This window comes from Arthrobacter sp. zg-Y820 (assembly GCF_030142155.1).
In the GTDB taxonomy this organism is placed as follows: domain Bacteria; phylum Actinomycetota; class Actinomycetes; order Actinomycetales; family Micrococcaceae; genus Arthrobacter_B.
On sequence record NZ_CP126247.1, the window covers coordinates 2,909,833 to 2,923,575 of the forward strand.

Consider the following 13,743-nt stretch of genomic DNA (forward strand, 5'->3'; position numbering starts at 1 on the left):
GGACTTGGGAAAGGTGCCGCCGGAAAGGTGCTGCCGGAAAGGTGCCGCCGCCCCGCAAGGGGACGGCGGCACCGTTCTGTCCAGGGCTCATCCGGGCTCGTCTGAGCCTTCTACCTCGTCTGAGCCTTCTGCGAGGAAGAGTTGGCCGCCCGGATGATCTCTTCGAGGTCCTCCTCGCCGAGGAGATTGAACGGACGGATCAGTTTGTCCGACGCCACGTAGTAGAACGCGGCGTTGACCTTCTCCAACGGCACCTGCTTCAGCCGCGCCCAGGCCAGCCGGTATACCGCCAGCTGCACCGCTCGGACCGCCAGCTTGTCCTTGGAGGGCGGTGCGCCCGTCTTCCAGTCGATCAGGTCCCAGGTGCCGTCGGCGTCCTGGAAGACGGCGTCGATGCGGCCGCGCACCACCACCGCGTCCACCCGGGTTTCCACTGGCACCTCGATGAAGGCCGGAGTGCGCTGGGCCCACGGCGAAGACTCGAATGTGGCGATCATGTCTTCCAGCTGGTAGGCCTCGTCCACGTAGGCATCGGCTGCCCCGGGGTGCTCGTCGATGTCCAGCATGCCGCTGGAACCGAAGAATTCCTCCACCCAGGCATGGAAGGCGGTGCCCTTGCGCGCCGCCATTCCCGGTTCCCGCGGCACGGGGCGCCGCAGCTGCCGGGTGACCTCGTCAGGGTCGTCCTTCAGGTCCACCAGCAGCGAGGCAGAGATGTGCGCGGGCAATTCAACCTCCACCACCTCGTTCGGCGGCCGGTGCCGGGCCAGGACAAGCTCCACTTCACGCGCCCACCGGGTGGGTTCAAACACGCTCGGGGAGGACTCATGGACCTCTTCCTCCGGCAGTCCCTCCCCGGCCAGGATGTCGATCTCCGACTGGCCGACCCGCCCGGCCTGGCGCGCCGCCGCGTCCATCACCGCTGCCGCTGCAGCCTGCATCCGTGCGCGCCGGTTCCCCAAGGGGTCAATCGGCCATTTCTGCCGCTGCACATCGGCGTTGGCCGGGTTGGAATCGCCTTCCTCGCCGGGCTGGACCCAGGAGAGGAGGGTGAAGCCCGGGGCGCCGGCCGCACCGAGCTCGTAAAGATCCTGGAGATAACGCGAGACTGCCGTCGGCTTCGACCGCCCGCCGCCCCAGACACTGGACGTGCAGATCAGCACGAACTTGGCGCGGGTAAAGGCCACATAGGCAAGGCGGCGTTCCTCGCGCTCCGCATGCCCGCGCGCGTCCTCTCTGAAGAGCTTTTCGCTGTCCACCCAGCCCTTCTGGTCCTCCTGCTCCCAATCCCACTGCGGCAGGTCGGGTGCGTCTCCGCGCAGCGGCCAGGGAATGGACCCCTCGCCGCTGCTCCAGCGTGAATCCCGGTCATTGGGGAATTGCCCCTCGTTCAGGCCGGGCACCACCACGACGTCCCATTCCAGCCCCTTGGAGGCGTGGACGGTCAGCAGCTGAACAGCTTCCCGGCTGGCCTCCAGCTGCGTGACGGGCAGTCCGTTTTCCTCGTCGTTGGCCGCCTCCAGCCAGGCCAGGAAGGCCGTGAGGTCCACGCGTTCGGAAGATGAGCTGAAGGTTGCGGCGGCATCGATGAAGGCATCGAGGTTGCGGCGGGACTCGTGGATGGAGACGCCGGGTTTCGCGGCCACCTCGATGTCCAGCAGGATGCGCCGCTCGACTTCGCCGATGAGCGTTGTGAGGTCCTCCCCCACGTAGCTGCGCAGGTCCCGCAGCTCGTCACGCAACAGCTTCAGCCGACGCAGTCCTTCCGCCGAAAGCGACCGCCCGGCGCTGGAGACCCACTCCGGACGCGGCAGCGAGTCGACGGCTTCGACCAGCGACCCGGCCTCGGCCATGTCCGCCTCCACAACGGTGTCGGCACCGTCCGGCTGCTCGTCCGGCCGGTGAACGTCCGCGGCGTCGGCGACGGACATCGCGTGCTCGCGGACCCGGACCAGGTGCCGGGACCAGTCCGCCAGCGCCATCAGGTCCGCCGGACCAATCCGCCAGCGTGCCCCGGCCAGAATCCGCAGCATGGAGTCGGACCGGCCCGGGTCGCCGAGCACCCGGAGCACCGCCAGCACATCCACCACTTCCGGGGTGGACAGCAGCCCGCCCAGCCCGACAATCTGCACCGGGATGCCCCGCGCTTCCAGCGCTTCCCGGATGGGACCGAACTGTTTGCGGCCGCGGCACAGGACCGCCACAGTGGGATGCAGCGGCTGGCCGGCGTCGTCCTTTTCAAACCAGCGGTTCCGATGCGCCAGCACCTGGTCGGCGACGGCGTCGGCCTCGCCGAGGATGGCTTCGGCCTCGTCCGCGGCGGGAACTGAAACGTCAGCGAGGTAGCGCCCGAGGTAGACCTCTCCCACCGGCGCTTTGGGCTTTGCCTGCAGCTCGGGAACATGCGGCAGGCGCTGCTTGGACAGCCAGGGGGCAACGGTGTTCAAGGGCGCTGACACGGCGTTGGCCGTGGCCAGGATGGCCGTGGAGTTGCGCCAGGCGACGGAGAGGTTGGCGACGGGCGCCAAGGCGCGTGAGCCGTCCGGGAGGAACAGCGGAAATTGGTCCCGGAAGGTGCCCAGCTGGCCGGCCGAGGCGCCGCGGAAGCCGTAGATCGACTGGTGCGGGTCACCGACCGCGGTCACGGCGCGGCCGTCTCCGAACAGCTGGGAGAAGAGCACCATCTGGGCGTGCGAGGTGTCCTGGAACTCGTCCAGCAGCACCACCTTGTACTTGGCCCGCTCCATCTCCACCGCCTCGGGGATGGTGGCGGCGATCGTGGCTGCCATTTCCACCAGGTCGCCGAAGTCCAGCTGCCGGCGTTCGAACTTTGCGCGCCGGTACGCTTCAACCAGCTCGGTGACGGAAATCCGGGTGCGCAGCCGGTCCATGAGTTTCTGCACGGCGGCGGTGGCTGCCTTGGGCTTGCCCGCCAGGTACGGCAGCCGGCTGACGGCCTCGAGGTGAGCGGTCAGGTGTTCGCGGACTTCCGCGGGGCTCGTGAGGTGTTCTGCGCATTCCCCGGCCATTTGCAGGACCCCGTTGACCAGGGTCGACTTCGCTGCGGTGAAGTGCTCAAAGTCGCCCGCATACGCCTCAACCACTTCTGTGGCGAGCTGCCAGGACTGCGCGCCGCCCAGCATGACGGAATCGCGCTCCACGCCCAGGCGCAGCCCGTAATCGTTGACGATGCCGTTGGCGTAGGAGTGGTACGTGGAAACGGCGGGATCCAGCCGGGCATCCTCAGCCTCGTCGGTTTCGAGTCCCGGCGGGATGAGGCCGGGATCCGCGGTGCCGCTGGCCAGGACCCGGTACAGCAGGTCAAGGCGCTGCCGAATCCGGCTGTCGAGTTCCCCGGCAGCCTTGCGGGTAAAGGTCACGCCGAGGATCTGTTCCGGGCGCACCAGTTGGTTGGCCACCAGCCACACCACCCGGTCAGCCATGGTTTTGGTTTTGCCGGAACCGGCGCCGGCGATGACCAGCAGCGGCTCCAGGGGCGCCTCGATGATGCCAATCTGATCAGGCGTCGGATACTGCACGGGATTCGCCGGGTCGGTGTGCAGCATTTCGGCCAGCTCCCGGGCAGAGTAGCGCGGAGCCGGGGGAATCTCGGGCGGAAGCGTCTCGGTCAGGGAGGCACTCATTCGGTGACCTGCTTTCCTTCGGGGCACAGCGGGCAGATTTCGGGCAGCCGGCAGCCGTGGCCGCCGAAGCTGCCCCGGGTGGGATCGTGCACCGTCTCGAATGTGGAGTCGGACATCAGCGCCGCGGCTTCGCGGACCATGTCCCGGGCGCGGGTGTCTTCCGGATCCAGCGGCGGCTGCTGCTGCACGGCCACCGATTTGCTGGTGGTGCCCAGCTGGACCAGGGCGGCGCCTCCGGGCCGGGACGGCTCCGGAGCGCTGGAGTCGGCGTTTCCGGGCGCCGGCATTTCGCGGTTCACCGCCCCCTCCCGGACGGCTTCCTGGTAGGCGGCCAGTTGTGGATGGTTTTCCAGGTCGGCCCCCTTGGGAGCGGACTTGCCGGTCTTGAGGTCAACGATGAACAGCCGACCCTCGCCGTCGATCTCCAGCCGGTCGATCTGCCCGCGCAGCAGGGCGGTCCGTTCCTGCCCGCGGATCTCGACCGGCACCTCGGCGGCGAAGTCCCGCTCCACATCCACCAGGGACCGCCCTTCCTGGCGCATGCTGATGACATACGCGGCGAGCTTGCGCACCATGGTCTCGGCCCGCCGGAAATCCAGCTTGCCTTCCCAGTTGTCCTTCATCCCCAGGGTGGGCCAGCGCCGCTGGAGTTCCTGGACGTATTCGCTGCCTGAAGCGTCAGGCAGGTCCTGGGCGATCTGATGCACCAAGGTGCCCAGCGACCGGGCGAAGTCGGTGGCCTGTTCACCGCCCGCGGCGGACACGAACCAGCTCAACGGCGACTTCAGCACGGCGTCGACCTTGGACGGCGACACCGGAATGGAGGTTTCCTCGGGGATGACGGGAGCGTCGGTGGACAGGTCGCAGAGGCCCCACCACTCGGACGGCGCGGCGCCGGGCACCCGGACCGGGTGGTTGAGCATGGTGCCCAGATGATGCACCGCCTCGCCGGCCAGCTCCGGCTTGTCCTCGGCCTGCTGGGTGTAGGCACGCAGTTCCGCCACGAGGGAGCGCAGCGTCAGCGGACGCAGGACCTCGGTGCGGTCCCGTTTCACCGCTTGGGGCGGGAGCGGTTCCACCAAATCCAGGAACGCCGACGGCTGCTCGTCGTCGGAGGACACAGCCGTGCAGATCAGCAGCTCGCGGGCACGTGAGACGGCGGTGGAGAAGCTGCGAAGTTCATCGTGCCGGATGGCGTGCATCAACGTTTGCGGGCTGCGGTGCTTGGCGAAGCCGTCGCCGTGCTCGATCGCGGCCACGAGGTCCCCGCTGCCCAGCAGCTCACCGCGCAGGCGCAGGTTGGGCCAGACGCCGTCCTGCACTCCGGCAACAATCACCATCGGCCATTCCCGGCCGGCCGCACTGGCGGGAGTGAGCAGTTCCACGGCATCCCGGCGCTGGGCACGTGCGGCGAGGGTGTCCATGGGCAGCTCGGAACTGGTGAGGTACTCCAGGAACTGCGCGGGCGTGGAACCGGGCAGCTGGTCCACATAGCGTTCAGCGGTCTGGAACAGGGCCATGATCGCATCCAGGTCCCGGTCGGCGCGGGCACCGGCGGGGCCGCCGGAGAGCGCGGTGTCCGCCCACTTCTTGGACCACCCGGAGGCGGACCAGAGGGCCCACAGAACGGTTTCAGCGGTGGCTCCGGGCTGTTCCGCGGCGGTGCGTCCGGCCCGCAGCATGGCTGCAGTGCGCTGCGCCGAGCGTGCTTCCCAGGACAGCCCGGCGAGCGCCAGACCACTGGGCGAGAGCGGATCGAGCAGCGCCTCGACAAGCAGGGCGTCGCTGGTGCGTCCGCCTCCCCCGCGCATTTCCTCCCGGCGCAGCGACTGGCGCAGGCGGCGCAGTTCGATCGAGCTCGCGCCGCCGATCCGCGAGGTGAGCAGCGAGACCGCGGTCTCGGGCGTCAGCAGGTCCGGATCCAGGACGATGGCGAAGGCTTCCAGCAGCGGCCGAACTGCTGCTTCATCCCGCACCGCTTTTTCCGCAACGGGAACCTTCACATCAATGCCCTGCCCGCTGAGGTAGCGCTGGATGCGGGCCAGCTGGCCGCCGGTGCGCACGATCACGGCGATGTCTTCCAGGCTCCGTCCGTCCAGGAGCTGGGCCTCAAGGATGCGCTGGGCAATGTAGCGCAGTTCATGCATGGAGGAATCGACAACGTGCGCCTCGGCACGGCCGGCAGGCACAGTTCCCTCCGCGGCTGTCCCTTCGCCGCTGGTATTCTCGCCGCTAGGATCTTCGCCGCGGGGATCCTCGCCGTCCGTCCCCTGCTCTGCAGCGGCAGGCAGGACCGCCGCCCGGTAACGGGGAAGCTGCCCGACCACGGAGATCCGGGAAGCGGTCCGCAGCCACGCGGAAGCAACCGATCCGGTGAGCCGGTGCGGTCCGGACAGGACGAAGGTCTGCAGGCCTTCCCCCAGCGAGTCGCCGAGCTTGCCCAGCAGATCCGGCCGGGCGCCGCGGAAACCCTGGACCACGGTGTCCGGGCAGGCAGTCACCAGTGTGTCCCGGCCACCTGCCAGCAGTCCCAGCAGGGCGTGGATGGCAGGGTTGGCCTCCTGCAGGTCATCGACGAGGATCAGCTGCTGGCGGGCCTGTTCCGCCGCCAGGAACTCGGGGTCCGATTCCAGGATCTGCAGCGCCGTGGTGATGATGCCGGAGGGGTCGAAGGCCTCCGGCATGCGGATGTCCAGGACGTCTCGGTACTCCGCGTAGAGCGCCCCGGCGGCAACCCAGTCCGGGCGGCGGTGCCGCCGCCCCAGGTCGGCCACTTCTTCGGCGGAGATGCCGTATTCGATGATGCGGTCGAAAAGCTGCCTGATCTCCTGCCGGAACCCCCGGGTGGGAAGCGCGAGATCAAGGGAATCGGGCCAGGGCAGGGCGGGCACGCCCTGCTGGCCGTGTCCTTCCAGGAGCTCCTTGATGATGACGTCCTGCTCGGCGCCGGAGAGCAGCTTCGGTGCGCGGGTGATGTACGGCAGCCGTCCTTCGGCCTTGGCCCGCCGGATCAGGTCGAAGGCGTATGAGGCCCAGGTGCGTGCCGGCGAGGTGCTGAGTGTGCCCTGCAACCTGGCGGAGAGCGAATCGCGCAGGGCTGCCGCTGCCAGGCGGGTGGGCGCAAGCAGCAGCAGGCCGGCCGGATCCAGGCCGCGGCTGATCCGCGCGGCTGCCGCCTCCACCAGGACCGTGGATTTGCCGGTGCCGGGAGCACCCAGGACCAGGACCGGGCCGCTGCCGGCGGGCAGGTCGACAATGGCCTGCTGGTCCGGGCTCAGCTGCGGTGCTTTGGCGGTTCCGGCCGACGGCCCAACCAGTTGCAGTTTTACGCTCATGCCTCTACTTCATCACGTCCCGCTGACATTCCCGTTCCGTGCCCGGCGAGCCCGGTCCGGACGCCCTCGATCACTGTCCAGTCCTTTTCCGTGGGGAACCACCGTGCCGCTGCGATCCGCACGCGGTAGCCCCCGCCGTCGTCGTCGGGCGTCCCCGACAGCGGTGTGCCCTCGCTGCGGTACTGTTCCAGGGCCCGGAGTTCGTGAGAGCGCGGCGGCCCGCCGCCCGCGCGGATCACCCGCCACCAGGGCAGGCCGGATCCGTTGCGGGACAGGACGGCGCCCACCTGCCGGGGACCGCCTGAGTCCAGGATCTCAGCAACATCCCCGTACGAGAGGACCCGCCCTGCCGGGATCAGCGCAGTGACGGAACGGACCGCCTCGACATACTCATTCCGCATGTCCACCAGCCTAGTCCGCACGGCGCGGACCCCTGAATCTTCGAATGTCGGTGCCCGCCGGTACGTTTATTTCATGAACAGCTGGCATGAACTCCCCCACGCGGCCTTTGATCTTGAGACCACCGGCCGCGATCCGCACACCGCACGCATCGTCACCGCCTCCATCATTCTCGTCAATGGACAGGGGGAGATTCTGCAGCACCACGAGTGGCTCGCCGCAGTCGAGGAGGACATCCCCGCCGAAGCCGCCGCCATCCACGGCGTCAGCACCGAGCGTGCCCGGGCCGAAGGCCGCCCCGCGCCTGAGGTGACCGCTGAAATCGCCGGCGTGCTCGGAGGCATGTTTGCCGCCGGCATCCCGGTCCTGGCCTTCAACGCCTGCTACGACTTCACCGTCCTGAACCGGGAATGCGAACGCTTCAACCTGACCGCGCCGGCACCCGCTCCGGTGATCGACCCCTACATCCTGGACAAGCAGGTGGACCGGTACCGCCGCGGCAAGCGCACTCTCACCGCCCTGACCGAGCACTACGGTGTCGGGTTCGAGAACGCCCACACCTCTGCGGCGGATGTCATGGCCACGCTGGGCGTTGCCCGCGCCATGGCCGGACGCTATCCCGCGCTGCACGGCGACGCCGGAGCGCTGCACCAGGCGCAGATCGGCTGGGCCGGCGCACAGGCCGCCAGCTTCCAGGACTATCTGAGGCGCAAGGACCCGGCAGCCGTGGTGGACGGCTCCTGGCCCGCCCGCGCCTGACTTCCGCGCCCGGGCAGGACGGGTCATCCACGCAGCCGGAAGGCAATACCGTGAGTCACAGGACGCAACATAAAGGAAGCCTGCTTCATACATCGGCATGAATCATGTCCTGAGCCCTCTGCATGAGATACTTGCACCTGTGTTAGGCGCTGATGGCGCCCCAGGCGTGCCCTGGAGACCCCCGTGGCAGGGGCGCTCCTGCGGACCCGGCGCCTCGTGCCACGGGATTGGCAGACACCTCCCCAGGCCCGGCCCCGGACGTGCCCCATCACATCCGCCGCGGGCAACCGGCCACTGGCCGGCCCCCTACGTAGACCACGAGGATCAATGATCACAGTTACCGACCTGCGCAAGGTATACCGCCAGGGCGACCGCGACGTCACCGCGCTCGACGGCGTCAGCCTGAGCGTGCCCAAGGGATCCATTCACGGGATCATCGGGCACTCCGGCGCCGGCAAGTCAACGCTGGTGCGTTGCCTCACGCTGCTGGACCGGCCGACGTCGGGCTCGGTAACCATCGACGGCCGGGAACTGACAGCGGTGAAGGACTCCGAGATCCGCACCGCGCGGCGCCGCATCGGCATGGTGTTCCAGCACGCAAACCTGATGGACTCCCGCACCGCGGCAGCGAATATTGCCCACCCCCTCGAACTGGCCGGCGCCAAGAAACAGGTCATCCAGGACAAGGTTTCCGACCTGCTGCGCCTGGTCGGCCTGGAAAGCTTCGGCGGCGCCTATCCGGCGCAGCTGTCCGGTGGCCAAAAGCAGCGTGTGGGCATTGCCCGCGCCCTGGCGTCGGACCCGGACATCCTGCTCTGCGACGAGCCCACCTCCGCACTGGATCCGGCCACCACCGACGACATCCTCGACCTCATCGCTGATTTGTCGCACCGCCTGGGGCTGACGGTGCTGATCATCACGCACGAAATGAACGTCGTGAAGCGCATCTGCGACTCCGTCTCCCTGCTTGAAGCCGGACGCGTGGCGGAGCACGGCGCCCTGAACGAGGTCGCCTCGAACTTGGGCGGCCGGCTGGCGAAGCAGCTCATCCCGCTGCCGGCCACCCCCATCCTTCCCGGGGACCCGACCGGTCCGGTCCTGGAGCTCCTGCTCACCGGCGGCAACGCCACCGAGCCGGTGCTCTCCGCCCTGACCCGGCGCTTCGACACCGACGTCAACGTCCTGGCCGGTTCCGTGGAGACCCTCGCGGGCCGCCGCTTCGGCCGGCTGCGCATCCAGCTCGATGTCCACACTGACATGAGAGCCGTTACCGACTATCTCGCCGACCAGGGCGTTGCCGTGGAGGTGGCCGCATGAACTTCCTTACTGAACTCCTGAACAACCCCGGAATCACCAAGGCACTGCCCGAATCCATTCTGGAAACGCTGCAGATGGTCGCCATTTCCGGGTTGGTGACACTGCTGATCGGCCTGCCGCTGGGCATTTTCCTGCACACCAGCGCACCCGGCGGCCTGCGTCCGCTGCCGGTGACCAACAGGATCGTCAGCGGAGTGATCGTGAACATCACCCGCTCGATTCCGTTCGCCATCCTGATGGTGACGCTGATTCCGCTGGCCCGAATCATCACCGGCACCTCGATCGGACCGATCGCCGCCTGCGTGGCGCTGAGCATCGGCACCATTCCGTTCTTTGCCCGCCTGGTGGAAACCGCGCTCCGCGACGTCTCCGGCGGCAAGATCGACGCCGCACTGGTGATGGGTTCCACCAAAATGCAGATTGTCACCAAGGTCCTGCTGCCCGAAGCCATGCCCGGGCTGGTAGCCGCCCTGACCACCACCATGGTGACCCTGGTCGGCTACTCGGCCATGGCCGGCATCGTCGGCGGCGGCGGTTTGGGCCGGCTGGCCTACAACTACGGCGTCCAGCGCTTCGACAGCGGCGTCATGGTGGTCACCATCATTGTGATCGTGGCGATTGTCCAGATCATCCAGATCACCGGCGACATCGTTGCCCGCCGGGTGGACCACCGCTCGGCCGGCGGCTCCGGCAAACGCCGCCGCCGTCCGCAGGCAGCCGCCGCGGCTGCCGGCACGGCCGCGTCTGTCGGCGCCTCCGCCCGGTCCGGCCAGCCGTCGGACGAGCTCGCCGCCGCCGAAGCCTCCCCCGAGGCCGCCGCCGAAGGCGGCCGCGGCAACTCCGGCACCCGGACGTCCCGCTGACGCCCGACGCCCGTCCGGCAATCCCCGTTGCCACCTCCGCTTTCCGGGCCGCCGCCCCGCTCTCCGCGGGCGGCGCCCGCGAATCTGCAGCCAGTAGCCGCTAGCTGCTCCCTGTCCGGGCCGGAAGTCTCCCGACCCGGGTCACTTGAAAGGAACGCATCCGATGCGTAAATCTCTGACCCTTGTTGCCACCGGTGTGGCCGCGGCCCTGGCGCTGTCGGCCTGTGGAAGCTCGGAAGAAGCTTCCACCTCCGTCGATTCCCTGGACCCGGCCAACCCGGCGACCCTGACGGTGGGCGCCAGCCCGCTGCCCCACGCGCAGATCCTCCAGTACGTTGACGACAACCTGGCCGCCGACGCGGGCCTGGACCTGGAAATCAAGGAATTCGACGACTACGTCACTCCGAACATCGCCCTGGATGACGGCTCGCTGGACGCCAACTACTACCAGCACCTGCCGTACTTCGAGTCCCAGGTCGAGTCGCAGGGCTACGACTTTGAACACGGCGCCGGCGTCCACGTGGAGCCGTACGCAGTGTTCTCGGAAAAGCACGAGGACATCTCGGCCGTCGGCGACGGCGCCCGCATCGCCATCACCAATGACCCGTCCAACCAGGCCCGCGCGCTGACGCTCCTGGAAGAGGCCGGCCTGCTGGAGAACATCGAGGACGACGCCTCGGTGCTCGCCCTGACCGACGAGCAGAACCCCAAGGGCCTGGACTTTGTCGAGAACCAGCCGGAACTGCTGGTCAACGACCTGAGCGATCCCACCGTTGACCTGGCAATCCTCAACGGCAACTACATCCTGGCCGCCGGCCTGAGCACCGATGATGCTCTGCTGGTGGAATCCGTCGAGGACAACCCTTACGCCAACTTCGTGGCCTGGAAGACCGGCAACAAGGACGCCCGCATCGACAAGCTCGAAGAGCTGCTGCACTCCCCCGAGGTCAAGACCTTCATCGAGGAAACTTGGCCCAACGGTGACGTCACCGCCGCCTTCTAAGGCTGCCCGGTAGTCCGCCACCCCGCTGAAAAAGAAAAGCCCCGCACCGGTTCTGACCGGTGCGGGGCTTTTCTGATCCGTTTGGATCCCGGGCGCGGGACCTACGGCTGGGCGTCGGCGGCAGCCTTCGCGGCCGCCGGCAGCGCTGCGTAAATGCGTTCCATCGCGGCGTCGTCGTGCGCGCCGGAGAGGAACCAGGCCTCGAAGACCGACGGCGGCAGGTAAACGCCGGAATCCAGCATCGAGTGGAAGAACGGCTTGTAGCGGAAGGCCTGCTGGGCCTGGGCCTGCTCGTAGTTGTGCACGCCGGTGGCCGAGGTGCCGAAGGCGACGCTGAACAGGTTGCCGGCCCGCTGGATGCTGTGGTCCACGCCGGCCGCGTCCAGAGCCGCGGACACCGCTGCTGAGAGCTCGGCGGAGCGGGCGTCCACGGTGGCGTAGACCTCGGCGGTGGCGGCGCGCAGCGTGGCAACGCCGGCCGCCATGGCGATCGGATTGCCGGACAGGGTTCCGGCCTGGTAGACCGGTCCCAGCGGTGCCAGGTAGTCCATGACATCGGCACGGCCGCCCAGGGCGGCGACGGGCATGCCGCCGCCAATGACCTTGCCGAAGGTGAACAGATCCGGCGCCCAGGGCTCGGCTGCGTCGGCGGCGCCGCCCGTGAGCCCCCAGTAGCCGGCAGGTCCGGTGCGGAATCCGGTCAGCACTTCATCCAGGATCAGCAGCGCCCCGTGTTCGGCGGTGATCCGGGAAAGCGCCGCATTAAAGCCGGGCTCCGGTGTCACCACGCCCATGTTCGCGGGGGCGGCTTCGGTGATGACGGCGGCGATGTTCGCACCGTGCTCGGCGAAGGCAGCCTCCACGGCCGCGACGTCGTTGTACGGCAGCACCAGCGTTTCGGCGGCTGTCGCTTCGGTGACGCCGGCGGATCCGGGCAGGGCCAGCGTGGCCAGGCCCGAGCCGGCGGCGGCCAGCAGACCGTCAAGATGGCCGTGGTAGCACCCGGCGAACTTGATGATCAGGTTGCGGCCGGTGAAGCCCCTGGCCAGCCGAACGGCGGTCATGGTGGCTTCGGTGCCGGTGGAGACCATGCGCAGACGCTTCACGGCCGGCACCCGGTCCATCACCAGCTGGGCCAGCTCGGCCTCAGCCGGGGTGGAGGCTCCGAAGGACAGCCCGTTGTCGACGGCGGCGTGCACGGCAGCCAGCACGTCCGGATGGGAATGCCCCACCAGGGCCGGCCCCCAGGAGCAGACCAGGTCCACGTACTCGCGGCCCTCGGAATCGGTGATGTAGGGTCCCTTGGCCGAGACCATGAACCGGGGTGTGCCGCCGACGGACCCGAAGGCCCGCACCGGCGAGTTCACGCCGCCGGGCATCAGGGCCCGGGCACGGTCGAAGAGCTCCTGGGAGGAGGTGGCTGTTGCAGGTGAAGTCATTACTTGCTTTCCTTCAGCCAGGCCGCCAGTTCGGTGGCCCAGTAGGTGAGAATCATGTTCGCGCCGGCCCGCTTGATGCCAAGGACCGACTCTTCAATCGCGCGGCGGCGGTCAATCCAGCCGTTGGCGGCAGCGGCTTCAATCATCGCGTACTCGCCGGAGATCTGGTAAGCACCCACGGGCACCGGTGACATGGCGGCCACATCGGCCAGCACGTCGAGGTAGCTCATGGCCGGCTTGACCATCACCATGTCGGCGCCCTCTTCAAGGTCCAGTTCCACTTCCACCAGGGCCTCACGGCGGTTGGCGGCGTCCATCTGGTAGGTGCGCCGGTCCCCCTTCAACTGGGAGTCCACGGCTTCGCGGAACGGCCCGTAGAAGGCGGAGGCGTACTTGGCGGCGTAAGCGAACAGCGACACATCGGTGTGACCGGCCTCGTCCAGGGCGCGCCGAATCACGGCGATCTGGCCGTCCATCATGCCGGACGGGCCCAGCACATGGGCCCCGGCCCGGGCCTGCTCCACGGCCATGCGGCCGTAGATTTCCAGCGTGGCGTCGTTGTCGACCCGGCCCTGTGCATCCAGGACGCCGCAGTGCCCGTGGTCGGTGAACTCATCCAGGCAGACGTCGCTCATGATGACGAGCTCGTCGCCCACCTCCTCGCGGACGGCGGCAATGCCGCGGTTCAGGATGCCGTTCGGATCAGTTCCGGCGCTGCCGACGGCGTCCCGCTCGGCCGGGATGCCGAAGAGCATGATGCCGCCGACGCCCAGGTCCACCGCTTCCGCGGCCGCCTTCTTCAGGCTGTCCAGCGTGTGCTGCACGACGCCGGGCATCGAGGCCAGCGGATTGGGCTCGGTCAGGCCCTCGCGGACGAAGGCCGGAAGGATCAGCTCGGCGGGATCCAGCCGGAACTCTGCGGTCAGCCGCCGCATGGCGGGGGTGGTGCGCAGCCGGCGCGGACGGTGCTGGGGGAAGCTCATG

At 68.5% G+C, this 13,743-nt stretch carries 8 protein-coding genes and 1 pseudogene; 4 read left to right on the forward strand and 5 right to left on the reverse strand.

Translation table 11 applies throughout. From position 1 onward, the window contains the following. Positions 1-110: 110 nt before the first annotated feature. From QNO08_RS13150 to QNO08_RS13160, 3 genes are read right to left on the reverse strand one after another with little or no spacing between them, the layout of a single operon-like run. Complete coding sequence (locus tag QNO08_RS13150) at positions 111-3,644, reverse strand: ATP-dependent helicase (RefSeq protein WP_229965009.1); 3,534 nt, start codon at positions 3,642-3,644, stop codon at positions 111-113. Beyond that, positions 3,641-6,979: an ATP-dependent helicase gene (locus tag QNO08_RS13155; protein ID WP_229965008.1), complete on the reverse strand. Its 3,339-nt coding sequence runs from the start codon at positions 6,977-6,979 to the stop codon at positions 3,641-3,643. The genes QNO08_RS13150 and QNO08_RS13155 overlap by 4 nt, the downstream gene beginning before the upstream one ends. Continuing rightward, a complete protein-coding gene (locus QNO08_RS13160) occupies positions 6,976-7,380 on the reverse strand; it encodes an MGMT family protein (RefSeq protein WP_229965007.1) in 405 nt (134 codons plus the stop codon). The genes QNO08_RS13155 and QNO08_RS13160 overlap by 4 nt, the downstream gene beginning before the upstream one ends. 73 nt (positions 7,381-7,453) lie before the next feature. Here QNO08_RS13160 and QNO08_RS13165 point away from each other — a divergent pair, with 73 nt between their 5' ends. From QNO08_RS13165 to QNO08_RS13180, 4 genes and pseudogenes are all read left to right on the forward strand, one after another. After that, positions 7,454-8,137, forward strand: a complete 684-nt coding sequence (locus QNO08_RS13165) for a 3'-5' exonuclease (RefSeq protein ID WP_229965068.1) — start codon at positions 7,454-7,456, stop codon at positions 8,135-8,137. A 327-nt stretch (positions 8,138-8,464) separates the two neighbouring features. Beyond that, positions 8,465-9,454, forward strand: a complete 990-nt coding sequence (locus tag QNO08_RS13170) for a methionine ABC transporter ATP-binding protein (protein ID WP_229965006.1) — start codon at positions 8,465-8,467, stop codon at positions 9,452-9,454. Continuing rightward, positions 9,451-10,128 (forward strand): annotated as a pseudogene (locus tag QNO08_RS13175) (methionine ABC transporter permease); the annotation flags it as partial. The gene QNO08_RS13170 and the pseudogene QNO08_RS13175, both read left to right, overlap by 4 nt. Positions 10,129-10,480: 352 nt before the next feature. Continuing rightward, on the forward strand, positions 10,481-11,320 hold the full coding sequence (locus tag QNO08_RS13180) for a MetQ/NlpA family ABC transporter substrate-binding protein (RefSeq protein ID WP_229965005.1): 840 nt from the start codon (positions 10,481-10,483) through the stop codon (positions 11,318-11,320). A 101-nt stretch (positions 11,321-11,421) separates the two neighbouring features. Here the strand turns inward: QNO08_RS13180 and hemL are convergent, their stop codons facing one another. Further along, the gene (gene hemL, locus QNO08_RS13185) at positions 11,422-12,759 is read right to left on the reverse strand and encodes a glutamate-1-semialdehyde 2,1-aminomutase (protein WP_229965004.1); all 1,338 of its coding nucleotides are present in this window, start codon (positions 12,757-12,759) and stop codon (positions 11,422-11,424) included. Beyond that, the gene (gene hemB / locus QNO08_RS13190) at positions 12,759-13,742 is read right to left on the reverse strand and encodes a porphobilinogen synthase (protein WP_229965003.1); all 984 of its coding nucleotides are present in this window, start codon (positions 13,740-13,742) and stop codon (positions 12,759-12,761) included. Before hemB ends, hemL begins: the two co-directional genes overlap by 1 nt. Position 13,743: the final 1 nt, after the last annotated feature.